Origin of the sequence: Streptomyces sp. P1-3 (assembly GCF_050613155.1) — a bacterium.
In the GTDB taxonomy this organism is placed as follows: Bacteria; Actinomycetota; Actinomycetes; order Streptomycetales; family Streptomycetaceae; genus Streptomyces.
Map to the genome: position 1 here is coordinate 5472479 of NZ_CP192512.1, position 22302 is coordinate 5494780.

The 22302-nt window shown below is 72.4% G+C and carries 22 protein-coding genes; 18 read left to right on the top strand and 4 right to left on the bottom strand.

Annotation, left to right across the window (positions count from 1 at the left end):
• The first annotated feature begins 16 nt into the window (after positions 1–16).
• From ACQUSR_RS23155 to ACQUSR_RS23175, 5 genes are all read left to right on the top strand, one after another.
• Positions 17–1105 (top strand): nitronate monooxygenase, encoded by a 1089-nt coding sequence (locus tag ACQUSR_RS23155; RefSeq protein ID WP_431044518.1) that lies wholly within the window; start codon positions 17–19, stop codon positions 1103–1105.
• Positions 1102–1845 (top strand): 16S rRNA (uracil(1498)-N(3))-methyltransferase, encoded by a 744-nt coding sequence (locus tag ACQUSR_RS23160; RefSeq protein ID WP_431044519.1) that lies wholly within the window; start codon positions 1102–1104, stop codon positions 1843–1845. Before ACQUSR_RS23155 ends, ACQUSR_RS23160 begins: the two co-directional genes overlap by 4 nt.
• 105 nt (positions 1846–1950) lie before the next feature.
• Complete coding sequence (locus ACQUSR_RS23165; protein WP_431044520.1) at positions 1951–2454, top strand: hypothetical protein; 504 nt, start codon at positions 1951–1953, stop codon at positions 2452–2454.
• A 181-nt stretch (positions 2455–2635) separates the two neighbouring features.
• Entirely contained in the window at positions 2636–2995 is a 360-nt protein-coding gene (locus tag ACQUSR_RS23170) for a histidine triad nucleotide-binding protein (protein ID WP_431044521.1), read from the top strand.
• Positions 2996–3000: 5 nt separating this feature from the next.
• Positions 3001–3942, top strand: a complete 942-nt coding sequence (locus tag ACQUSR_RS23175; RefSeq protein WP_431044522.1) for a ribonuclease Z — start codon at positions 3001–3003, stop codon at positions 3940–3942.
• Here ACQUSR_RS23175 and ACQUSR_RS23180 read toward each other — a convergent pair.
• Positions 3887–4342, bottom strand: a complete 456-nt coding sequence (locus tag ACQUSR_RS23180; protein WP_431044523.1) for an ATP-binding protein — start codon at positions 4340–4342, stop codon at positions 3887–3889. The genes ACQUSR_RS23175 and ACQUSR_RS23180 overlap by 56 nt on opposite strands.
• A 163-nt stretch (positions 4343–4505) precedes the next feature.
• Between ACQUSR_RS23180 and ACQUSR_RS23185 the strand changes: the two genes are divergently transcribed.
• From ACQUSR_RS23185 to ACQUSR_RS23205, 5 genes are all read left to right on the top strand, one after another.
• Positions 4506–5657 carry a PfkB family carbohydrate kinase gene (locus ACQUSR_RS23185; protein ID WP_431044524.1) on the top strand — a complete coding sequence of 384 codons (1152 nt, stop codon included), beginning with the start codon at positions 4506–4508 and terminating at the stop codon, positions 5655–5657.
• A 117-nt stretch (positions 5658–5774) separates the two neighbouring features.
• Positions 5775–6782 carry a PhoH family protein gene (locus tag ACQUSR_RS23190; protein WP_431044525.1) on the top strand — a complete coding sequence of 336 codons (1008 nt, stop codon included), beginning with the start codon at positions 5775–5777 and terminating at the stop codon, positions 6780–6782.
• Positions 6783–6791: 9 nt separating this feature from the next.
• Positions 6792–7289: an rRNA maturation RNase YbeY gene (gene ybeY / locus ACQUSR_RS23195; protein ID WP_431044526.1), complete on the top strand. Its 498-nt coding sequence runs from the start codon at positions 6792–6794 to the stop codon at positions 7287–7289.
• Positions 7286–8605 carry a hemolysin family protein gene (locus ACQUSR_RS23200; RefSeq protein WP_431044527.1) on the top strand — a complete coding sequence of 440 codons (1320 nt, stop codon included), beginning with the start codon at positions 7286–7288 and terminating at the stop codon, positions 8603–8605. Before ybeY ends, ACQUSR_RS23200 begins: the two co-directional genes overlap by 4 nt.
• Before the next feature lie 19 nt (positions 8606–8624).
• Entirely contained in the window at positions 8625–8987 is a 363-nt protein-coding gene (locus ACQUSR_RS23205; protein WP_431044528.1) for an MmcQ/YjbR family DNA-binding protein, read from the top strand.
• A 41-nt stretch (positions 8988–9028) separates the two neighbouring features.
• On the opposite strand, the gene ACQUSR_RS23210 is transcribed toward ACQUSR_RS23205, so the two are convergent.
• Positions 9029–10468, bottom strand: coding sequence for an MFS transporter (locus ACQUSR_RS23210; protein WP_431044529.1), 1440 nt, complete (start codon positions 10466–10468; stop codon positions 9029–9031).
• Between the two features lie 155 nt (positions 10469–10623).
• On the opposite strand from ACQUSR_RS23210, the gene ACQUSR_RS23215 reads away from it, so the two are divergent.
• The 3 genes from ACQUSR_RS23215 (at position 10624) to era (ending at position 12945) form a co-directional block, all read left to right on the top strand.
• On the top strand, positions 10624–11445 hold the full coding sequence (locus tag ACQUSR_RS23215; RefSeq protein WP_431047788.1) for a helix-turn-helix transcriptional regulator: 822 nt from the start codon (positions 10624–10626) through the stop codon (positions 11443–11445).
• A gap of 42 nt (positions 11446–11487) precedes the next feature.
• Complete coding sequence (locus ACQUSR_RS23220) at positions 11488–11838, top strand: cytidine deaminase (RefSeq protein WP_431044530.1); 351 nt, start codon at positions 11488–11490, stop codon at positions 11836–11838.
• Between the two features lie 129 nt (positions 11839–11967).
• Complete coding sequence (gene era, locus ACQUSR_RS23225) at positions 11968–12945, top strand: GTPase Era (RefSeq protein WP_431044531.1); 978 nt, start codon at positions 11968–11970, stop codon at positions 12943–12945.
• A gap of 31 nt (positions 12946–12976) precedes the next feature.
• On the opposite strand, the gene ACQUSR_RS23230 is transcribed toward era, so the two are convergent.
• Together ACQUSR_RS23230 and ACQUSR_RS23235 are read right to left on the bottom strand one after the other, a co-directional pair.
• The gene (locus ACQUSR_RS23230) at positions 12977–13243 is read right to left on the bottom strand and encodes a protealysin inhibitor emfourin (RefSeq protein WP_431044532.1); all 267 of its coding nucleotides are present in this window, start codon (positions 13241–13243) and stop codon (positions 12977–12979) included.
• A 46-nt stretch (positions 13244–13289) separates the two neighbouring features.
• Positions 13290–14354 (bottom strand): M4 family metallopeptidase, encoded by a 1065-nt coding sequence (locus ACQUSR_RS23235; RefSeq protein WP_431044533.1) that lies wholly within the window; start codon positions 14352–14354, stop codon positions 13290–13292.
• 291 nt (positions 14355–14645) lie between these two features.
• On the opposite strand from ACQUSR_RS23235, the gene leuA reads away from it, so the two are divergent.
• From leuA to ACQUSR_RS23260, 5 genes are all read left to right on the top strand, one after another.
• The gene (gene leuA / locus ACQUSR_RS23240) at positions 14646–16424 is read left to right on the top strand and encodes a 2-isopropylmalate synthase (protein ID WP_431044534.1); all 1779 of its coding nucleotides are present in this window, start codon (positions 14646–14648) and stop codon (positions 16422–16424) included.
• Between the two features lie 207 nt (positions 16425–16631).
• On the top strand, positions 16632–17357 hold the full coding sequence (locus ACQUSR_RS23245; RefSeq protein ID WP_431044535.1) for a TerB family tellurite resistance protein: 726 nt from the start codon (positions 16632–16634) through the stop codon (positions 17355–17357).
• Positions 17358–17577: 220 nt separating this feature from the next.
• Positions 17578–19806, top strand: a complete 2229-nt coding sequence (locus tag ACQUSR_RS23250; RefSeq protein ID WP_431044536.1) for an MMPL family transporter — start codon at positions 17578–17580, stop codon at positions 19804–19806.
• Between the two features lie 182 nt (positions 19807–19988).
• Entirely contained in the window at positions 19989–21284 is a 1296-nt protein-coding gene (locus tag ACQUSR_RS23255; RefSeq protein ID WP_431044537.1) for a sensor histidine kinase, read from the top strand.
• Entirely contained in the window at positions 21281–22030 is a 750-nt protein-coding gene (locus ACQUSR_RS23260) for a response regulator (protein WP_431044538.1), read from the top strand. The genes ACQUSR_RS23255 and ACQUSR_RS23260 overlap by 4 nt, the downstream gene beginning before the upstream one ends.
• The last annotated feature ends 272 nt before the right edge of the window (positions 22031–22302 follow it).

A 22302-nucleotide genomic window follows, 5' to 3' on the forward strand; every position in this document is an offset into this window, starting at 1 on the left:
GTGACACGATGTGTTCATGTCCTCCGCGCTGACCGATCTCTTTCGGTATCCGATCGTGCAGGCCCCCATGGCGGGTGGCGCCTCCTGCCCCAAGCTCGCCGCAGCCGTCTCCGATGCCGGTGGCCTCGGCTTCCTCGCCGCGGGCTACAAGACGTCGGAGGCGATGTACCAGGAGATCAAACAGCTCCGCGGGCTCACCGACCGCCCCTTCGGCGTGAACCTGTTCATGCCGCAGCCGCTCACCGCCGACCCCGCCGCCGTAGAGGTCTACAAGGAGCAGCTCGCCGGAGAGGCGTCCTGGTACGAGACCCCGCTCGGCGACCCCGACTCGGGCGGCGACGACGCGTACGAGGTCAAGCTCGCCATCCTGCTGGACGACCCCGTACCGGTGGTCTCGTTCACCTTCGGCTGCCCCTCGCGGGCGGTCTTCGACGCGTTCGCCAAGGCGGGCACCCGTACCGTCGTCACCGTCACCTCGCCCGCCGAGGCCCAGGCCGCGCAGTGGGCCGGCGCGGACGCCGTCTGCGTGCAGGGGATCGAGGCGGGCGGTCACCAGGGGACCCACCGGGACGACCCGCAGGCCGACTGCACCGGGGCGGGCCTGGGGCTGCTGTCCCTGCTCACCACCGTCCGCGAGACCGTGCAGATCCCGGTCATCGCGGCCGGCGGGCTGATGCGCGGAGCGCAGATCGCCGCCGTGCTGGCGGCGGGCGCGACCGCCGCCCAGCTGGGCACCGCCTTCCTGGTCTGCTCCGAGTCCGGTGCCCACGCGCTCCACAAGCGGGCGATGACGGACCCGCTGTTCGGCCGGACCGAACTGACCCGCGCCTTCTCGGGCCGCCCGGCCCGCGGCCTGGTCAACCGCTTCATGCGCGAGCACGGCCCGTACGCGCCCGCCGCCTACCCCCAGGTGCACCACCTCACCTCCGGGCTGCGCAAGGCGGCGGCCAAGGCGGGCGACCCGCAGGGCATGGCGCTGTGGGCGGGGCAGGGCCACCGGCTGGCCCGCGAGATGCCCGCGGCCCGCCTGGTCGAGGTGCTGGCCGCCGAACTGGACCAGGCGGTGGCCACCGTCGCGCAGCCGCGGGGCGGTGTGGTCTCGTGACCGCTCCCGTCTTCGTCGTCGAGACCGTGCCGGGCAACGGCGAGTTCGTCCTGGACGGGCCCGAGGGACGGCACGCCGTCTCGGTGCGCCGGCTGCGTCCCGGTGAGGAGATCGTCCTGACCGACGGGCACGGCGGCTGGGCCGAGGCTGTGGTGCTCTTCGCCGAGGGCAAGGACCGGCTGGTGGTCCAGGTGACCCGCGCGGCCGTCGAGGACGAGCCGGCACCGCGTATCACCGTCGTCCAGGCGCTGCCCAAGGGCGACCGGGGCGAGCTGGCCGTGGAGACGATGACCGAGACCGGCGTCGACGCCATCGTGCCGTGGGCGGCGTCCCGCTGCGTCACCCAGTGGCGCGGCGACCGGGGCGCCAAGTCGCTGGCCAAGTGGCGCAGTACGGCCCGTGAGGCGGGTAAGCAGTCCCGCCGGGTGCGGTTCCCCGAGGTCGCGGACGCGATGACCACCAAGCAGGTCGCCGCGCTGCTCGCCCGGGCGGACTTCGCGGCCGTCCTCCACGAGGACCGCGCCGCGGGCGGCGCGCCGCTGGCCACCGCCGAACTCCCCGCCGACGGCGACATCGTGCTGGTCGTGGGGCCCGAAGGCGGGGTCTCGCCCGAGGAGTTGGCGCTCTTCGCCGAGGCGGGCGCGAAGCCGTACCGGCTGGGGGCGAGCGTGCTGCGCACCTCGACGGCGGGGACGGCGGCGACGGCGCTGCTGCTCGGGCGCACGGGCCGCTGGTCCTGAGCCTGGCCGCAACCTAGGCCTGGCCGCAACCTAGGCCTGGCCGCATCCTGAGCCTGGCCGAAGACGGTCTTCCCCGCCGCCACCGCCGATGGCAGCCTGATCGTCATGGGGGTATGGAGGACTCTGCGGCGGCGCGGCGCGCGGCTGCCCGTGATCGCGGCGGTCGTCGTGACCGTCGGCGGCCTGTCGGCGTGCGAAGGCGGTTCCGACCGTGGGCTCAGCGCGGTCCGCGCCGCGTACACCACGGACCGGGTCGCCACCAAGGCGCTGGAGAAGGGCGGCATCGACGTGCGCTGGATGAGATGCACCGGTGACGCCAAGGGCGACGAGAAGAAGCCCAGGTCCGGCAAGCGGGAGTCCAGGCCCCCGGTCCGCGAGGTGTCCATCGACTGCGAGGGCCTGGCCGGGAAGAAGCGCAGAGCCGACATCCGGGTCACCGGCATCGTCACCTTCGTGCGCGAAGGCCGGTGTGTAAAGGGCGACCTCAAGGGGAAAGTGGCGGGCCGCCAGGTCTTCCACGCGAAGGTCATCGGCGACTGCGACAAGGACCCCGACCGGGACACCGATCGCCGCCCGACCAAGCACGCCTCCTACCCCGTGCGCCTCTGACAGCGCCGCCGCGCCGCCCGGGTCGTCCCGAGCCGACCCGGGCGGCGACGGGTGCCCACGACGGGGTCCGGGCGGCGATCGTTGCCCACGATCCGGCCCGGGCACGCCGTGGCGCGCCATGATCCGCTACGTCCCGGTAGCATCCGTCACCGTAGGAACCGACGACCCGAGGAGCCAACCGGTGGCGGGAGAACCGCAGGCCGACTGCCTGTTCTGCAAGATCGTGGCCAGAGAGGTGCCGGCGACCGTGGTCCGCGAGACCGGGACCACCCTCGCCTTCCGCGACATAAACCCGCAGGCGCCCACCCACGTTCTGGTGGTCCCCAAGGTGCACCACCCCGACGCCGCCTCCCTGGCGGCCGCCGAGCCCGCCATCGCGGCGGACGTGCTGCGGGAGGCCGGCGAGGTCGCCGCGGACGAGAAGGTCGACGGCACCGGCTTCCGGATCATCTTCAACACCGGTGCGGGCGCGGGCCAGACCGTCTTCCACGCCCATGCGCACGTCCTCGGCGGCCGCGGCTTCAACTGGCCGCCCGGGTAAGTCCGTTGTCCGTACGAGAACTGGTCGTCCTGGGCACCGCCAGCCAGGTCCCCACCCGGCACCGCAACCACAACGGCTATCTGCTGCGCTGGGACGGCCAGGGCATCCTCTTCGACCCCGGCGAGGGCACCCAGCGCCAGATGCTGCGGGCCGGCGTCGCCGCGCACGACATCCACCGCGTCTGCATCACGCACTTCCACGGCGACCACTCGCTGGGCCTGGCCGGGGTGATCCAGCGCATCAACCTCGACCGGGTTCCGCACCCGGTGACCGCCCACTACCCGGCCAGCGGGCGGCGGTTCTTCCACCGGCTGCGGTACGCCACCGCCTACCGGGAGACGGTCGACGTGGGCGAGCACCCGGTGACGGAGGACGGCACGCTGGCCGAGACCTCCGGCTACGTCCTCGAAGCCCGCAAGCTCTCCCATCCGGTCGAGTCCTACGGCTACCGGCTGATCGAGCCGGACGGCCGCCGGATGCTGCCGGAGGCGCTGGCCGCGTACGGCATCTCGGGACCCGACGTCGGCCGCCTGCAGCGCACCGGGGCCGTGGCGGCGGCCGGGCGCACGGTCACCCTCGACGAGGTCAGCGAGGTGCGGCGCGGCCAGCGGTTCGCGTTCGTGATGGACACCCGGCTCTGCGCGGGCGTCCACGCCCTGGCCGAGGACTGCGACCTGCTGGTCATCGAGTCCACCTTCCTCGACGAGGACGAGGCGCTCGCCGTCGAGCACGGCCATCTCACGGCGGGACAGGCCGCCTCGGTCGCGGTGCGGGCGGGCGTACGGCACCTGGTGCTGACCCACTTCTCGCAGCGCTACGGCGACCCCGCCGAGTTCGAGCGCCAGGCGCGCGTGGCGGGCTTCGACGGCGAACTCACCGTCGCCCGCGACCTCATGCGGGTCCCGCTGCCCAGGCGTCGTCCGGCTCCTCCTCCGGCAGCCGGGTGACGAGGAACGACACCACCTTCCCCGTGGGCGCGGGCTCCGAGCGCAACGCGGCCACCATCGCCTGGAGCAGGATCAGCCCGCGGCCGGTCTCGGCGTCCCACGCGACCTCGGCCGGGACCGCCATCCGCGGGCTGTCGTCGTGCACCTCCACGAGCACGCCCTCGGGGCGCTCGGTGAGGGTCAGGGTGCACGGCGCGCCGTGGCCCACGTGCTTGTGGACGTTGGTCAGCAGCTCGCTGATGCCCTGGGCGACGACCTGCCGTACCTGTTTGGGATGGCCCCACTGGCGCAGCCGCTCGTTCGCCTGCCGCCGCACGTGCTGGATCTCCTCCGGGTGCGCGGTCACCGCCGTCACGCTCACCCGCTGCCCGCAGGAGCTCAGCGCCGTCTGTTCTGCCAAGGGGAACCCCTTCGGGGTGTTTCGGGGGATGCCAGAGTGGACCGCAAAGCCCCTGGTGCGCAAGCGTGTTGAGCGACACAGGTGACATGCTGCCGTCACACTGAACACAAGGCGCATCGCGATGATGAAGGATGAGAGTCAGGGAACGACCGGGGAGCACACGGTGACCACACACGACGGCCAGCAGCCCACCGCCGACGCTGCCCTCCTGGACCCCCTGGCCGCCCTGAGGACCCCCGCCGACCCGCCCTGCGACGTCTATCTGACCGGGACGGTCTTCCTGGACATCATCTTCACCGGACTGGATTCCGCGCCCGTCCGCGGCACCGAGACCTGGGCGCGCGGGATGGGCTCCAGCCCCGGCGGCGTCGCCAACATGGCCACCGCGCTGGCCCGGCTGGGCCTGCGCACCTCCCTCGCCGCGGCCTTCGGTGACGACATGTACGGCGACTACTGCCGCGACGCCCTCGACCGGGGCGAGGGCATCGACCTGACCCTGTCGCGCACCGTGCCCGGCTGGCACTCCCCGGTGACCGTCTCCATGGCGTACGAAGGCGAGCGCACGATGGTCTCGCACGGGCACGAGGCGCCGCCGCCGGAGTCCGCCTTCGACGGCGAGGCCGCGCCCGAGTGCCCGCCGCCGGCCCGCGCCTGCGTGGCCTCCCTGGTCCCCGGCCACCGTGAGGAGTGGATCGGCCACGCCGCGCGGCGCGGCAGCCGGATCTTCGTCGACGTCGGCTGGGACGACAGCGGCCGCTGGGACCCTGCCGACCTCGCCGACCTGGAGCACTGCGAGGCGTTCCTGCCCAACGCCGTCGAGGCGATGCGCTACACCCGCACCGACTGCCCGCGGGCCGCCGCCCGCGCCCTGGCCGAGCGGGTGCCGCTGGCCGTGGTCACGCTCGGCGCGGAGGGCGCGTACGCGGTGGACGGGCGCACCGGCGAGACCGCCGAGGTGCCCGCCATCGCCGTGCGGGCGCTGGACCCCACCGGCGCCGGGGACGTGTTCATGGCCGGCTTCGTCACCGGCACCCTCGCCGACTGGCCGCTCGCCGACCGGCTGGCCTTCGCCGGGCTGACCGCCGCCCTGTCGGTGCAGGAGTTCGGCGGCTCGCTGTCCGCGCCCGGCTGGGCCGAGGTCGCGGCCTGGTGGCAGCACATGAAGGCGTACGCGGGCACCCCGGGGGACGCGGCGGCCGCCCAGGACCCGTCGGCGCTGCACCGCTACGACTTCCTCGACGGGCTCGTCCCCACGGCCCCGCGCCCGTGGCCGCTGCGCCGGGCGGTCCCCACCATCGGCTTCCGGCAGGCCTGAGGGAACCCCGGAAAAGCGCTCGGGTCTTGTCGGTGCCCCGTCGTACCCTTGACCTACAAGGACGCCGAGCAGGCTGACACCTGCGCGAGGAGGTTGAGCAGGCCCCAGAGCCGGCCCATGACGCAGACACCCACAGGACGGCAGTCGCACGCCCAGTTCACGGTCCCGAGCAAGCACCCCATGGTCACGGTCCTTGGTTCCGGGGACTCGCTGCTGCGCGTCATAGAGACGGCGTTCCCGTCGACCGATATCCATGTACGGGGCAATGAAGTCAGCGCGACCGGAGACCCCAAGGAAGTCGCTCTGGTCCAGCGCCTGTTCGACGAGATGATGCTGGTGCTCCGCACCGGACAACCGATGACGGAGGACGCGGTGGAGCGCTCGATCGCCATGCTGCGAGCAGCGGAGAACGGCGAGACGGGCGCCCCGGAGAGCCCCGCCGAGGTGCTCACCCAGAACATCCTCTCCAACCGCGGCCGCACCATCCGCCCCAAGACCCTCAACCAGAAGCGGTACGTCGACGCGATCGACAAGCACACGGTCGTCTTCGGCATCGGCCCCGCCGGTACCGGCAAGACCTATCTGGCCATGGCCAAGGCGGTCCAGGCCCTGCAGTCCAAGCAGGTCAACCGGATCATCCTGACCCGGCCCGCGGTCGAGGCGGGCGAGCGTCTCGGCTTCCTGCCCGGCACGCTCTACGAGAAGATCGACCCGTATCTGCGGCCGCTGTACGACGCGCTGCACGACATGCTCGACCCCGACTCCATCCCGCGGCTGATGGCCGCCGGGACGATCGAGGTCGCGCCGCTGGCGTACATGCGCGGCCGGACGCTCAACGACGCGTTCATCATCCTCGACGAGGCGCAGAACACGAACCCCGAGCAGATGAAGATGTTCCTCACCCGGCTCGGCTTCGACTCCAAGATCGTGATCACCGGAGACGTCACCCAGATCGACCTCCCCGGCGGTACGAAGAGCGGACTGCGACAGGTGCGGGAGATCCTGGACGGCGTCCCGGACGTGCACTTCTCCATGCTCACCAGCTCCGATGTCGTCAGGCACAAGCTGGTCGGCCGTATTGTCGACGCGTACGAGCAGTACGACAGCCGCAACGGGAAGCAGTAGCACAGCACCATGGCGATCGACGTCAACAACGAATCCGGTACGGACATCGACGAGCGGGCGATCCTGGACGTCGCCCGCTACGCCCTGGCCCGGATGCGGATCCACCCGCTCTCGGAGCTCTCGGTGATCGTCGTCGACGCCGACGCCATGGAGCAGCTGCACATCCAGTGGATGGACCTGCCGGGTCCGACCGATGTCATGTCCTTCCCGATGGACGAGCTGCGTCCGCCGGCCAAGGACGACGAGGAGCCCCCGCAGGGGCTCCTCGGCGACATCGTGCTCTGCCCGGAGGTCGCCAAGCGGCAGGGCGAGGAGGCGCCGACCGGCCACTCCATGGACGAGGAACTCCAGCTGCTGACCGTGCACGGCGTCCTCCACCTGCTCGGCTACGACCACGAGGAGCCGGGCGAGCGGGCCGAGATGTTCGGCCTCCAGGCCGCCATCATCGACGGCTGGCGCGCCGAGCGCGGCATCGAAGGCCCCTCTCCGGCCCCCACCACGCGATGACCGGCCAACTGATCGCGGCGGCCGTCCTGCTGGTGGTCGTCGCCTGGCTGGCCGCCTGCGCCGAGGCCGGCCTGGCCCGCACCACCCGCTTCCGCGCCGAGGAGGCGGTACGGTCCGGACGGCGCGGCAGCGCCAAGCTGATGGCGGTCGCCGAGGACCCCACCCGCTACCTCAACGTCGCCCTACTGGTCCGCGTGGCCTGCGAGATGGCGGCGGGCGCCTTCGTCACCTACGCCTGCGTCCGCGCCTTCGACGTGACCTGGGAGGCGCTGGCCATCGCGATCGGCGTGATGGTGCTGGTCAGCTATGTCGCCGTCGGGGTCTCCCCGCGCACCATCGGCGCCCAGCACCCGCTGAACACCGCGACCGCCGCCGCGTACGTCCTGCTGCCGCTGGCCCGCATCATGGGCCCGATTCCGCAGCTGCTGATCCTCCTCGGCAACGCGTTCACCCCCGGAAAGGGCTTCCGCAAGGGGCCGTTCGCCTCCGAGGCGGAGCTGCGCGCGCTGGTCGACCTCGCGGAGAAGGAGTCGCTGATCGAGGACGAGGAGCGCCGGATGGTGCACTCGGTCTTCGAACTCGGCGACACGCTCGTGCGCGAGGTGATGGTGCCGCGCACCGACCTGGTGGTCATCGAGCGCTACAAGACCATCCGCCAGGCCCTCACCCTCGCGCTGCGCTCCGGCTTCTCCCGGATACCGGTGACCGGCGAGAACGAGGACGACGTGGTCGGCGTCGTCTACCTCAAGGACCTGGTCCGCAAGACCCACATCAGCCGGGACGCCGAGGCGGAGCTGGTCTCCACGGCGATGCGGCCGGCGACCTTCGTCCCCGACACCAAGAACGCGGGCGACCTGCTGCGCGAGATGCAGCAGGAGCGCAACCACGTCGCCGTCGTCATCGACGAGTACGGCGGCACGGCGGGCATCGTCACCATCGAGGACATCCTGGAGGAGATCGTCGGCGAGATCACCGACGAGTACGACAGGGAGCTGCCGCCGGTGGAGGAACTGGGCGAGGACCGGTACCGGGTGACGGCCCGGCTGGACGTCGGCGACCTCGGCGAGCTGTACGGGCTGGAGCTGGACGACGAGGACGTGGAGACCGTCGGCGGACTGCTGGCCAAGTTCCTCGGCCGGGTGCCGATCGCGGGCGCCACCGCCGAGGTCCCGCTGACCGAGGAGAACCCGCACCCGGAGCTGGCGGCGCTCCGGCTGACCGCGGAGTCCCCGGCGGGCCGCCGCAACAAGATCGTCACGGTGCTGGTGGAGCCGGTGCCGCACGCCGTCGAGCAGGGGGAGGACTCGGCAGCGTGACACGGCAGGAGGGGCGAGCGTGACACCGCAGGAACTGAAGGCGTACTGCCTCGACCAGAACGGCGCCGTCGAGGACTTCCCGTTCCCGGGCGCGCCCGAGCTGTCGACCTTCAAGGTCGGCGGCAAGATCTTCGCCTTCTGCGCGCTGGACGAGGAACCCCTGCGGGTGGCCCTGAAGTGCGACCCGGACGAGGCGATCCGGCTGCGCGCGGCGCACGCGGCGATCGCCCCGGGCTACCACCTCAACAAGCGGCACTGGAACACGGTGACGGTGGACGGCACCCTGCCGGACCGGATGGTGCGCGAGCTGATCGAGGACTCGTACGACCTGGTGGTGGCGGGCCTGCCGAAGGCGGAACGGCTGCGCCTGGACCGCGCGTAGGCGAGCCGTACGGGGGCGTCCGGACGCCCCCGTACGGGCGGTCACGCGGAGTCGGAGCGGCGGCGCAGGCCCGCGCCGATCAGCAGCGCCGCGACCACCACGATCGCCGCGTCCACCCCCAGCACCAGACGCACGCCCGACAGCAGGCTGTCGCCCGTGGTCGCGAGCACGCCCAGCAGCGGGATGCCGATGGTGATGCCCACCTGCTGCGTACTGGTGACCAGCCCTGTCGCCAGCCCCTGCTCCTCGTTCCGGACACCGGAGGTGACGGTCACCCCGTAGGCGACGATCGCGCACAGATGGAACATGCTCGCCAGCGACAGCGCGGCCGTCGCCGGCCACACCGACCAGCTCGCGGAGCCCGCGCCCAGCAGCGCCGCCCCGAACAGGCCCTGGCCCAGCAGCCCGCCGACCAGGGTGCGGTGGGCGCCGAAGCGGCCGATCACCTTCGGCGCGTACGAGCCCGCCACGGCCGAGGCCACCCCCTGCACACCGAAGACCAGACCGGTCTCGAACGACGACAGCTCCAGCACCTCCTGGAGGTACAGCGTCAGCACGAAGACCACCGTGGTCATCATCGAGATGGTCACCAGGCCGCCGACGTTGCCCCACGCCACCGTGCGCCGCCGCAGCATGGGCAGCGAGACCAGCGGCTGCTCCGTACGGGACTCCACGATCACGAACGCGACCAGCAGCGCGATGCCCAGCACCAGCGTCACCAGCACGTCGGCGTCGCCGAAGCCGCGTTCGCCCGCTGTCGACAGGGCGTAGATCAGGGCGAGCAGACCGCCGGTGACGGTGACCGCGCCGGGCAGGTCCAGCCGCGGCCGGTCCGGGGTCCGGGACTCCGGCAGCAGACCCGGCGCCAGCGCCAGTATGAGCACGGCGGCCACCGCCAGCAGCCCCATCGTGGAGCGCCAGCCGAGGGTGTCGGTCATCCCGCCGCCCAGCACCATGCCGACGGTGAAGCCCAGGGACATGAGCGTGCCGCTGATGCCCAGCGCCCGCTCGCGCTCCGGGCCTTCGGCGAACGTCGTGGTCAGCAGCGACATGCCGGTCGGCACGATCACTGCCGCGCCCAGCCCCTGGAGCGCCCGCCCGGCCAGGAATGCCGCCGGGTTCCAGGCGAACGTGGCCAGCACCGAGGACAGCGCGAACAGCGCCAGCCCGGCGAGGAACAGCTTGCGCCGCCCGTACAGGTCGCCGATCCGGCCGAACAGCAGCAGGAAGCCGCCGGACGGGAGCGCGAACGCGGTGACGGCCCACTGGAGGTCGGTCTGCCCCATGCCCAGGTCGGCGCCGAGCGCGGGCAGCGCCACGTTCAGGATCGAGAAGTCCAGCGCGACGATGAACTGCGCGGCGCACAGCACCATCAGGATCAGCTTGGCCCGCGCGGACATCCGCACGGGGGCGGGGGAGTCGGAGGGGGAAGGGGCCGGTGCGGGGCCCGTGTCGGGAACAGCAGGGGAATCGATCGCCATGCTCCACAGGTTCTGACGACCGAAAAGGGTGTGGGGAGCGGGAACTTATCCTGGTGGCCGCACCACCAGTCAGCGCGGAAGAAGGGGAGAGAGTGGCAGAGACCGTCGCCACGAGCGCGAAGTCACGGCGCAGGCAGGAACTGCGGGAGTTCCTCATGAGCCGCCGCGCACGGGTCAGCCCCACCGACGCGGGCCTGCCCGACGGCGGGGCCCGGCGCCGCACCCCGGGCCTGCGCCGTGAGGAGGTCGCCGTCCTCGCCGGTGTCGGCGCCTCCTGGTACCAGTGGTTGGAGCAGGGCCGGGACATCACGGTCTCGCCGCAGGTGCTGGACGCCGTGGCCCGCGTCCTGCGGCTCGACGGCACCGAGCGCCGCCATCTGTACGTCCTGGCCGGGCTGAACCCGCCGCAGCCGGAGTCCGAGTACGACACCGACTACCTGTGCGACGGGCTGCACCGGCTGATCGACGGCTGGATGCCGTTCCCGGCGCACATCATGGACCGGTACTGGAACGTGGTCGCGTACAACGAGGCGGCGACGCTGGTCCTCGGCTTCCGGCCCGAGATGCCGCAGAACTGCCTGGTCACCTTCTTCGCGGACCCCGTCTACCGGGCGCGTGCCAAGACCTGGGAGCGGATCGCGCCGGTGGTCGTCGCCCAGTTCCGCGCCGCCTGCTCCGAGCACCCGGACGACGAGGGCTTCGCGGCGGTGATCGCCGAAGCCGCCGAGCTGAGCGAGGAGTTCGCCGTGCTGTGGGCGCGCGGAGACGTACAGGCCGGTGGCCAGCTGCCCAAGGAGCTGGAGCACCCCAGGGTCGGCGCGATGTTCTTCGAGAGCACGCAGTTGCGCGTCCCGGCCCGCCCGGACCTGACGATCGTGCTGCACAACCCCATGCCGGACACGGACACCGCGGCCAAGCTGGAGCGGCTCACCTCGCCCGAAGGGCGGCGCGACCGCATGTACTCGGTGGCGGGCTGACCGCCTCCGCGGCCGTCGGCGCGCCCGCATATCCTCATCCCCATGAGCGAAGCTGCCCCGCTGGACGCGGAAGACCTCAAGATCATCACGCTCGCCCGTGCCACGCGCGCCCGCAACGGCGTCCCCGAGGGCGCGGCGGTGCGCGACGAGACCGGACGCACCTACGTCGCCGGCACCGTCGCGCTGGACTCGCTGCGGCTGAGCGCCCTGCGCACCGCCGTCGCGATGGCCGTCGCCAGCGGGGCCACCTCCCTGGAGGCCGCCGCCGTGGTCTCCGCCGCCGAGTCCGTCTCCGACGAGGACCGCGCCGCCGTACGGGACCTGGGCGGCCCCGGCACGCCCGTGCTGCTGGCGGGCCCGGACGGCGCGCTGCGCGGCACCGTCCAGGCGTGAGCGGACCCCGCCCGGGCACGGGTGGGGGCACTGCCCGGGCGTGAGCGGACCCCGCCCGGGCGCGAGCGTGGGGGCACCTCCCATGCCGTTCAGGCCATGGGGGAGGGAGCCCGCCGTGGATCAGGGACAATGGGCGCCATGAGCGCTCGTACCCCGCAATCCTCCGAGTCCGCCGCACCCGGTGGCACCGACGCCCCGCACCGCGCGGGATTCGCCTGCTTCGTGGGCCGCCCCAACGCGGGCAAGTCCACCCTCACGAACGCTCTGGTCGGCACCAAGGTCGCCATCACCTCCAACCGGCCGCAGACCACCCGGCACACCGTGCGCGGCATCGTGCACCGCCCCGACGCCCAGCTCGTCCTGGTCGACACCCCCGGGCTGCACAAGCCCCGCACGCTGCTCGGCGAGCGCCTCAACGACGTCGTGCGGACCACGTGGGCCGAGGTCGACGTGATCGGCTTCTGCCTGCCCGCCGACCAGAAGCTCGGTCCCGGCGACCGCTACATCGCCACCGAGCTGGCCGGGATCAAGAAGACCCCGAAGGTCGCGATCGTCACCAAGACCGACCTGGTGGACTCCAAGCGGCTCGCCGAGCAGCTGATCGCCATCGACCGGCTCGGCCAGGAGCTGGGCATCGAGTGGGCGCAGATCGTCCCGGTCTCGGCGGTCGGCGACAACCAGGTGGGCCTGCTGGCCGACCTCCTGGTCCCGATGCTGCCGGAGAGCCCGGCGCTCTACCCCGAGGGCGACCTGACCGACGAGCCCGAGCAGGTCATGGTGGCCGAACTGATCCGGGAGGCGGCGCTGGAGGGCGTACGGGACGAGCTCCCGCACTCCATCGCCGTGGTGGTCGAGGAGATGCTGCCGCGCGAGGACCGCCCCGCCGACCGCCCGCTGCTCGACATCCACGCGAACGTGTACATCGAGCGCCCCAGCCAGAAGGGCATCATCATCGGCCCCAAGGGCCGGCGCCTGAAGGAGGTCGGGACCAAGTCGCGCAAGCACATTGAGGCGCTGCTGGGCACCCCCGTCTTCCTCGACCTGCACGTGAAGGTCGCCAAGGACTGGCAGCGCGACCCCAAGCAGCTGCGCAAGCTGGGCTTCTAGCCCGCGTTCCGGCCCGCGTTCCGGCCCGGGGTCACGCGCCTTCCTTGAGCACCGTACGGACCAGCTCGCGCTGGGCCTCGCTCAGGCGCGGGTCGGCGCAGTGCGCCGTACGGCCGTCCACGGTGATCTCGTAACGGAAGCCGTCGGGAACGCCGCGCGGCGACGCGCCCTGGTCGGTCTCCAGGGCCTGGTGCGCCAGGGCCTCCACATGGCGGGCGTCGGGCCGGCCGGTGGTGTCCAGCTCGGCCCGGCGCGTGATGCCGGCGAAGCCGCCGGAACGGATCACGGTGATTCGCATGGCTCCATCCTCACTCCGTCCCGGCGCCCCCGCCGCTCGTACGTGCCTACTCGGCCGGAACGCCCACCGCGCGCCACGCCTCGAGCACCGCCCGCTGCTCGTCGCCCTCGCCGTAGCGGGCCGCGGCGGCGGCCACCGTGAGCTGGGCGAAGTCGGTGAACTCGGCGTTCGCGGCCAGCTCGCCGCCGGTCAGCACGTCGTACCAGATCTGTCCGGCGCGCTCCCACGCGTGGCCGCCGAGGGCGTCGGCGAGCAGGTAGAAGGCGTGGTTGGGGATGCCGGAGTTGATGTGCACCCCGCCGTTGTCCTCGCTCGTGTCCACGAAGTCGTCCATGTGGCCGGGCTGCGGGTCCTTGCCCAGCACGTCGTCGTCGTACGCCGTGCCCGGCTCCTTCATCGACCGCAGGGCCTTGCCGTTGACGCGCGGGGCGAGCAGCCCGGCCCCGATCAGCCAGTCCGCCTCGGCGGCGGTCTGGCCGAGCGCGTGCTGCTTGACCAGCGAGCCGAAGACATCGGACATCGACTCGTTGAGCGCGCCGGACTGGCCGGAGTACTCCAGGTTGGCGGTGTGCTGGGTGACGCCGTGCGTCAGCTCGTGGCCGATGACGTCGACCGGGATGGTGAAGTCGAGGAAGATCTCCCCGTCACCGTCGCCGAAGACCATCTGCTGGCCGTCCCAGAAGGCGTTGCCGTAGTTCTCGCCGTAGTGGACGGTGGCGTCCAGCGGCAGCCCGGCGTTGTCGATGGAGTGGCGCCCGTACCCGGACAGGAACAGTTCGAACGTGGCGCCCAGCCCGGTGTACGCGCGGTTGACGGTCTCGTCGCCGGAGGCGTCGTCGCCCTCGCCGCGCACCTTCTTCCCGGGCAGGTTCTCGGTGTGCTGGGCGTCGTAGACGGTGCGCTTCGGCCCGTCGGCGGGCGCGGTCGCGAAGGGCCCGTGGTCGGCGAGCACGGTGGTACGGCGGCGGGTGCGGTGCACCGCGTCCCGCTCCAGGGTGCGGCGGGCGGGCTCGTGCAGGACGGGGTCGTCGGCCTGCGACAGCTTGTCCAGCACGTGCGGCGGGACGATCGTGCAGAAGACCGGATTGCATGTGGCGTCGGTGTCATCCATACGACGCAATGTGGCATCGCGTGACCGGAGTGTCACTGCTCACATCAGGGATTCCTGAATTCGAGTGGTCCATCACTTTTGAGCCGTAACCGACAGCCATCCCGCATACTGAAACGCGATGACCATCCCTCGGCGCACTCGGCTATCGTGCTGCACATCATGCGTTTCGGGCTGCTTCTCCTTAGCTGCCGCGGCGAGGGCCTGTAGTCAGAGGCCGACCCCCTCCCCGCGGAGTCCGGTGTTGCCCACCGTCGGCCGTCGAAGCCCTTTCGACAGGAGCCCGCGCAGATCATGACCTCCACGCCTGAGAACACCGTCGGCCGCCCCACGCCCGTCACCGCCGTGACCGTCACTCAGCGGCCGTCCGGGATGCCGATCCACAAGTACGGCCGGTACGAGGCCGTCGACATCCCCGACCGCACCTGGCCGGACAAGCGCATCACCGCCGCCCCCCGCTGGCTCTCCACCGACCTGCGCGACGGCAACCAGGCGCTGATCGACCCGATGTCCCCGGCCCGCAAGCGCGAGATGTTCGACCTGCTCGTACGGATGGGCTACAAGGAGATCGAGGTCGGCTTCCCCTCATCGGGCCAGACCGACTTCGACTTCGTACGGTCGATCATCGAAGAGGGCGCGATCCCCGAGGACGTGACGATCTCCGTCCTGACCCAGGCGCGCGAGGAACTGATCGAGCGGACCGTCGAATCCCTGCGCGGTGCGCACCGGGCGACGGTCCACCTGTACAACGCCACCGCCCCGGTCTTCCGCCGCGTGGTCTTCCGCGGCTCCCGCGAGCAGGTCAAGCAGATCGCGGTCGACGGCACCCGGCTGGTCATGGAGTACGCCGACAAGCTGCTGGGTGACGAGACCGCCTTCGGCTACCAGTACAGCCCGGAGATCTTCACCGACACCGAGCTGGACTTCGCGCTGGAGGTCTGCGAGGGCGTCATGGACGTCTGGCAGCCGGAGGAGGGGCGCGAGATCATCCTCAACCTGCCCGCCACCGTGGAGCGCTCCACCCCGTCGACGCACGCCGACCGCTTCGAGTGGATGTCGCGCCGCCTGTCGCGGCGCGAGCACATCTGCCTGTCGGTCCACCCGCACAACGACCGGGGCACGGCCGTCGCCGCCGCCGAGCTGGCCGTCATGGCGGGCGCCGACCGGATCGAGGGCTGCCTGTTCGGGCAGGGCGAGCGGACCGGCAACGTCGACCTGGTCACCCTGGGCATGAACCTGTTCAGCCAGGGCGTCGACCCGCAGATCGACTTCTCGCAGATCGACGAGATCCGCCGTACCGCCGAGTACTGCAACCAGATGGAGATCCACCCGCGCCACCCCTACGCGGGCGACCTGGTCTACACCGCCTTCTCCGGCTCCCACCAGGACGCCATCAAGAAGGGCTTCGAGGCCATGGAGGCCTCGGCGAAGAAGCAGGGCAGGACGGTCGACGAGATCGAGTGGGCCGTCCCCTATCTGCCGATCGACCCCAAGGACGTGGGCCGGTCCTACGAGGCGGTCATCCGGGTCAACTCGCAGTCCGGCAAGGGCGGTATCGCCTACGTCCTGAAGAACGACCACAAGCTGGACCTGCCGCGCCGGATGCAGATCGAGTTCTCCAAGACGATTCAGGCCAAGACCGACGCCGAGGGCGGCGAGATCACCCCGGCCCAGATCTGGGACATCTTCCAGGACGAGTACCTGCCGAACCCGGACAACGCCGAGGCCCGATGGGGCCGCATCCAGCTGCGGACCGGGCAGACCACCACGGACACCGACGGCACGGACACGCTGACCGTCGAGGCCGTCGTGGACGGCGTCCCGACGGTGCTGACCGGCTCCGGCAACGGTCCGATCTCCGCGTTCTTCGACGCGCTGGCCGCCATCGGCGTCGACGCCCGGCTGCTGGACTACCAGGAGCACACGATGAGCGAGGGCGCCAGCGCCCAGGCCGCCTCGTACATCGAGTGCGCGATCGACGGCAAGGTGCTGTGGGGCATGGGCATCGACGCCAACACCACGCGCGCCTCGCTCAAGGCCGTCGTGTCGGCGGTCAACCGGTCGGAGCGCTGACGCCCGCGACGCCGGCCGAGGGTCCGCTCCGTTAACCCGGTGCGCCGACCGGCGTTCACTCGTACGGGGCTCCTGCCCGCCGCGTCCGGCGAGCAGGGGCCCGGCGTTTGGCCTGTTGTCTCCGTACGGGGTACTGACGGCACAACAACGATGTGGCTAACATCACGTCAACGCGGCGACGTTGCCGAATCGTGATGGAGGTGCGACGTGGTGCACGCGGAAAGCCGGCACACCCGCGACCTGTGCGTCGTGGGTGTCCGCACGCTCTGGAGGACCGTCGGCGACGGCGAGTTCTTCTGCACCGGATGCGGTGGTGACCGCAACTACCGCCGCCGGACCGGCCGCCGCCGCATCGTGGTCCTCGGCATCCCGCTGCTGCCGCGCGGCCAGGTCGCGCCGGTCGTGGAGTGCACCTCGTGCCGGAGCCGGTTCGGCACCGAGGCCCTCGACCACCCCACCACCACCCGGTTCTCCGCGATGCTGCGGGACGCCGTGCACACCGTGGCGCTCGCCGTGCTCGCCGCGGGCGGCACCGACGCCCGCCCGGTGCGGCAGGCCGCCGTCGGCGCGGTGCGCGCCGCGGGCTTCGCCGACTGCAGCGAGGAGCAGCTGCTCGCCCTCATCGAGGCGCTCGCCGCCGACACCGGCCGGCTGCCCGGTATGTGCGCCCAGAACCCCGGGGTCGGAGCCGGGCCCCTCGACCCGTGCGGCACCGCGCTGGCCATAGAGCTCCACGAGGCCCTGGAGCCGCTGGCGCCGCATCTGGCCCCGGCCGGGCGGGAGAGCATCCTGCTCCAGGGCGCGCGGATCGCCGTCGCCGACGGACCGTACCGGCCCGCCGAGCGCGCGGTGCTGGAGACGGTGGGCCGGGCGCTGTCGATCTGCCCCGACGACACGGAACGGCTGCTGGCGGCCATCCGCACGCCGTCGTAAGGACCAGGAGGCCACGGGGCGACGGGGCCACGGGGTCACGGGACGGCGGTCGGCCGCGCGGGACGCGTGGACCGGTCGCGGCCGCCCGCGACCGTGCCGCGCCCGCGGCCGGGCGTACTCCCCGGGGAGTAACCGGTCCCGCCGGGCATCCGGGGCAGTAGCGGCGATCTCCCTCGCCGGCCCGACGATCCGCGTCCCGCCGCCCGGAAGTCTGGTGCGCATGAAGACACCCAGCGCGCCCAGCAGACGGGCCACCACCGTGCCCTGGGCGTTCCTCGCCCTGTGGATCGCCGTGCTGGCCCTCGCCCTGCCCTTCGCCGGAAAGCTCGCCGATGTCCAGCGCGACAAGGCCGTCGACTACCTCCCGGCCGGTGCCGACTCCACCCAGGTCGCGAAGGTCCAGGAGGCCCTGCCCGGTGGCGAGTCCACCGACCTGGTCATCGTCTACCACCGCGACGGCGGGCTGACCGCCGCCGACCGGCAGACCGCCCGCGAGCAGACCGACCGCATCGCCGGCACCTACGAGCTGGCCGGCCCGGCCGGAGACGGCCGTCCGCGCGGCATCCCGGCCAAGGACGGCGCGACGCTGATGTACCCGCTGTCGCTGACCGGGCTGCCCGAGGAGGACCAGCGCACCGAGGCCGTCGACGACATCCGGGCCGCGGTCGACCGGCACCCGGACGGGCTGAGCGTCGAGGTCGGCGGCCCCGGCGCGCTCGGCTCGGACGCCAAGGAGGTCTTCGAGTCCATAGACGGCACGCTCATGATCGCCACCGTCGCCGTCGTCGCGGTGCTGCTCATCCTCACCTACCGCAGCCCGTTCCTGTGGCTCGTTCCGCTGCTGGTCGTCGGCGTGGCCGCCCTCACCGCGCGGGCCGTCGTCTACGCCCTCGTCCAGGGCTTCGACCTCACCGTCACCACCCAGAGCGCGTCGATCATGACCGTCCTGGTCTTCGGCGCGGGCACCGACTACGCGCTGCTGCTCGTCGCCCGGTACCGCGAGGAACTGCGCCGCCACCCGCGCCCGTACGACGCGATGAGCGCCGCCGTGCGCGGCTGCGGCCCCGCCGTTCTCGCCTCCGCGGGCACCGTGACCGCCGGTCTGCTGTGCCTGCTGGCCGCCGACCTCAACAGCAGCGCCGGACTCGGGCCGGTAGGCGCGGTGGGCGTCGTCTGCGCGCTCGCCGCCATGACGACGCTGCTGCCCGCCGTGCTGGTGCTGTGCGGCCGACGCGTGTTCTGGCCGCTGATCCCCGCGTACGGCAGCGAACCGCGCACCCGGCGCAGCCTGTTCGCCGCCATGGGGAACTCCGCCGGGCGGCGGCCGGGCGCGGTCCTGGCCGGCGGCGCGGTGCTCCTGGGCGCCCTCTCGCTCGGCGTCCTCAACCTGCCGGGCGACCTGAAGGACGAGGACACCTTCACCAAGAAGCCCGAGTCCGTGTCCGCGATGGAGACCCTCGCCGACGCCTACCCCGAGCGCGGCAGCCAGCCGATCGACGTACTCGCCCGCACCGACCACGCCGACGAGGCGCTGCGACGGGCCCGTACGACGGACGGGGTCGCGGGGGCGGAGCGCGGCCGAAGCGGCGGCGGCTGGACCGAGATCTCCGTGGTCGCCGCGGACGCCCCCGAGACGGCGGCCGAACTGGACACGATCCGCAGGCTGCGCACCGGACTCGACCGGATCGACGGGGCCGAGGCGCTGGTCGGCGGCCCCAGCGCGCAGAAGCTCGACCTGGCGGAGACCAACTCCCGCGACCGGGCCGTGGTCGTCCCCCTCGTGCTGGCCGCCGTCCTGCTCATCCTCGTCCTGCTGCTGCGCTCTCTGGTCGCCCCGCTGATGCTGGTCGCCGCCGTCGTCGCCGTGTGGGGCGCGGCGCTGGGGCTGGGCGGCATGGTGTTCGAACCGGTCTTCGGCTTCCCCGGCATGGACTCCGGGCTGCCGCTGCTGGCCTTCGTCTTCCTGGTCGCGCTCGGCGTCGACTACGGCATCTTCCTGATGCACCGGATGCGCGAGGAGTCGCTGCGCGGCGCCGACGTCCCGGAGGCGGCGGTCACCGCGCTGCGCACCACCGGCGGGGTCATCGCCTCCGCGGGCGTGGTGCTGGCCGCGACCTTCGCGGTCCTGGGGACGCTGCCGCTGGTGATGATGGTCGAGATGGGCTTCGTCATCGCGGTGGGCGTGCTGCTGGACACGTTCCTCGTACGGACCTATCTGGTGACGTCGGCGAGCCTGCTGCTGCGGCGGTGGGTGTGGTGGCCGGGCGCGCTGTTCCGCGGCGCCGGTGCGCGCGGTACGGGGGTCCGCGCGGCCGAGGCTGACGCGGCGCCGGGCGAACCCGCGACCGAGGTTGATGCGGCGCCTGGCGAAGCCGCGACCGCGGCCCCGGGCGAACCCGCGACCGCGACCGGCCCGCGCCCGGTGGCCGACCGGACCGGAGCCCGGTGAGGGACCGTCCTGACGCCCCGCCGACCCGTACGCTCACCGGCTCCGGTGCGCGTACGGGCGGCGGTGCGCGCACGCGGGCCGATGGGCACACGCGGACTGACGCGTGTACAGGGGCGGGACCGGAGGCTGACGGGCGTAGGGGCGCATGGCGCGGGCCCGGTGCCGTCGCGGAGGATGGGGCGGTGACCGCCCAGCCCACGACCGAATCCGCACCGTCCTGGCCGCGCGGGGCGCTGGACAGGGCCCTCCGGGTCCTGCACGGCAGCTCCCGCGGCGGCGCGCACGCGCGTACGCGGACCGACGCCGTGCTCGCCGCCGCCGTGCTCACCCTCCAGTGCGTCCTGGCGTCGGTCCTCCCGGAGAGTGAGGGGCACCGCCCCGGAATCCTGGGCTGGCTGCTGCTCGTGGCCAGCGCCACGGCGCTGGTCGAACGCCGCCGCAGTCCCATGCTCGTCACCGTCGCCGTCGTCCTGCTCGTCGGCCCGTACCACGCCATGGACAACGTGCACCTCGCCGTCGTCCCCGCCGGGATGGTCGCCGTCTTCACCCTCGCCGTCATCGGGCCGCCGCTGCGCGCGTACCTCACCGTCGGCACCGTCATCGGGATCATGGTCACGACCATGGCGACGGGTGAGACACCGCACGCGGGCGTGGACATGCTGCGCAGCTCCGGCTGGGTACTGGCGGTGGTGGTCCTCGGGGACGCGGTCCGTATCCACCGCCGGTACATCGCCGCCATCGTGGAGCGCGCCGAGCGCGCCGAGCGCACCCGCGAGGAGGAGGCGGCCCGGCGGGTCGCCGAGGAACGGCTGCGGATCGCGCGCGACCTGCACGACCTGCTCGCGCACAGCATCACCCTCATCGGCGTCCAGACCTCCGTCGCCGCCCACGTGCTGATCGCCGATCCGGAGCGGCTCGACCGCGCCGCGCTCGCCACGGCACTCGACGGCATCGCCGACACCTGCCGCGACGCGCGCGCCGAACTGCGCACGACCCTGCGGGTGCTGAGAGCCGGGGACGCCCCCGGCGGCGACGGCCGGGACCCGCTGCCCCACCTCGACGGCCTGCCGGACCTGGCCACCACCGCGCGGGCGGCCGGCGCGGAGGTCGACCTGGCGGTCCTCCCCGGCGACCCGGAGCCCGCCCCCGTACCCGCCGCGGTCGGCGCCGCCACGTACCGCATCGTCCAGGAGTCCCTCACCAACGCGGTACGGCACGCGGGCCCCGACGTACGGATACGGGTGCGGGTCGAACGGACCCTGCCGCCCGGCGCCTTGCGCGTCACGGTCACCGACACCGGCCCGGGCCACGGACCGGCCGAGCAGCCCACCGGCGGCGGCTTCGGCATCGCGGGGATGCGGGAGCGCGCCCGCAGCGTGGGTGGCACCCTGGACGCCGGGCCGCACGAGACCGGAGGCTTCCAGGTCACCGCGCTGCTCCCACTGGACGCCGGCTCGCATCACGAGGAGAAGCCATGACCACCACGGGGCTCACGCGGCACACGCGGCCGGAGGGCGCACCGATCAAGGTCCTGCTGGCGGACGACCAGACCCTCGTCCGCGCCGCGTTCGCCATGCTCGTGGACTCGGCCAAGGACATGACGGTGGTGGCCGAGGCGGGCACGGGGCGCGAGGCCGTGGCACAGACGCGTGCCACCCGCCCCGACCTCGTCATCATGGACATCCGTATGCCCGACCTGGACGGCATCGAGGCCACCCGCCGCATAGCCCGGGACCCCGACCTCGCGGACGTCCGGGTCCTGGCCCTGACCACGTACGACACCGACGAACACATCGTGGAGGCGCTGCGCGCGGGCGCCTCCGGCTTCCTGGTCAAGGACACCCGCCCGGCCGAACTCCTGGACGCCATCCGCACCGTGGCAGCCGGCGAGGCCCTGCTGTCCCCCGGCCCCACCGCCCGCCTCATCGCCCGCGTTCTGCGCCTGCCCGCCGCCCCACCCCTGTCGGCCCCGCCGGCCACCGCCCTCGCCACCCTGTCCGAACGCGAACGTCAGGTCCTCACCCTGGTCGGCCGCGGCCTGAACAACGCGGAGATCGGCGAGGCGCTGAGCCTGAGCCCGCTGACCGCGAAGACGCACGTCAGCCGCATCATGGGCAAGCTCGCCGCCCGGGACCGCGCCCAACTGGTGGTGGCGGCCTACGAGTCGGGACTGGTGACCCCGGCGTCGGCGGGGCCGACGGAAGACCAGTCGTCCATTTCGTGACATGTGTTGCCGGGCGGGCATTCCTGGCTTGAAAGTCTCTGTCGCTGAACCAATTTGATCTGGATCGTTTCTCCAGAGCATTCCGCGGGTTGACGATTCCGGGGAGGTGTGGGCGATTACCAGTTCATGGCGGAACGCCTTGGACGAGTGGGCCGCGGTGCCCGCGAATCGACAGGGACACAAGTGCTGATCTTGCTGGACCACCCGGTTCCGGCTGATACTCAGTCCCTGGTTTCCGTTCCCGGCATCAGATATCGGCGCGAATTGTCCGG

Excerpts from the sequence above, each read along its gene's own strand:
- ACQUSR_RS23230 (WP_431044532.1), bottom strand. The coding sequence starts at position 13,243 with ATGCGAATCACCGTGATCCGTTCCGGCGGCTTCGCCGGCATCACGCGC.
- ACQUSR_RS23215 (WP_431047788.1), top strand. The coding sequence starts at position 10,624 with ATGAGCCGCCGCGCACGGGTCAGCCCCACCGACGCGGGCCTGCCCGAC.
- ACQUSR_RS23210 (WP_431044529.1), bottom strand. The coding sequence starts at position 10,468 with ATGGCGATCGATTCCCCTGCTGTTCCCGACACGGGCCCCGCACCGGCC.
- ACQUSR_RS23155 (WP_431044518.1), top strand. The coding sequence starts at position 17 with ATGTCCTCCGCGCTGACCGATCTCTTTCGGTATCCGATCGTGCAGGCC.
- era (WP_431044531.1), top strand. The coding sequence starts at position 11,968 with ATGGGCGCCATGAGCGCTCGTACCCCGCAATCCTCCGAGTCCGCCGCA.
- ACQUSR_RS23200 (WP_431044527.1), top strand. The coding sequence starts at position 7,286 with ATGACCGGCCAACTGATCGCGGCGGCCGTCCTGCTGGTGGTCGTCGCC.
- ybeY (WP_431044526.1), top strand. The coding sequence starts at position 6,792 with ATGGCGATCGACGTCAACAACGAATCCGGTACGGACATCGACGAGCGG.
- ACQUSR_RS23260 (WP_431044538.1), top strand. The coding sequence starts at position 21,281 with ATGACCACCACGGGGCTCACGCGGCACACGCGGCCGGAGGGCGCACCG.
- ACQUSR_RS23165 (WP_431044520.1), top strand. The coding sequence starts at position 1,951 with ATGGGGGTATGGAGGACTCTGCGGCGGCGCGGCGCGCGGCTGCCCGTG.
- ACQUSR_RS23190 (WP_431044525.1), top strand. The coding sequence starts at position 5,775 with ATGACGCAGACACCCACAGGACGGCAGTCGCACGCCCAGTTCACGGTC.
- leuA (WP_431044534.1), top strand. The coding sequence starts at position 14,646 with ATGACCTCCACGCCTGAGAACACCGTCGGCCGCCCCACGCCCGTCACC.
- ACQUSR_RS23250 (WP_431044536.1), top strand. The coding sequence starts at position 17,578 with ATGAAGACACCCAGCGCGCCCAGCAGACGGGCCACCACCGTGCCCTGG.
- ACQUSR_RS23220 (WP_431044530.1), top strand. The coding sequence starts at position 11,488 with ATGAGCGAAGCTGCCCCGCTGGACGCGGAAGACCTCAAGATCATCACG.
- ACQUSR_RS23235 (WP_431044533.1), bottom strand. The coding sequence starts at position 14,354 with ATGGATGACACCGACGCCACATGCAATCCGGTCTTCTGCACGATCGTC.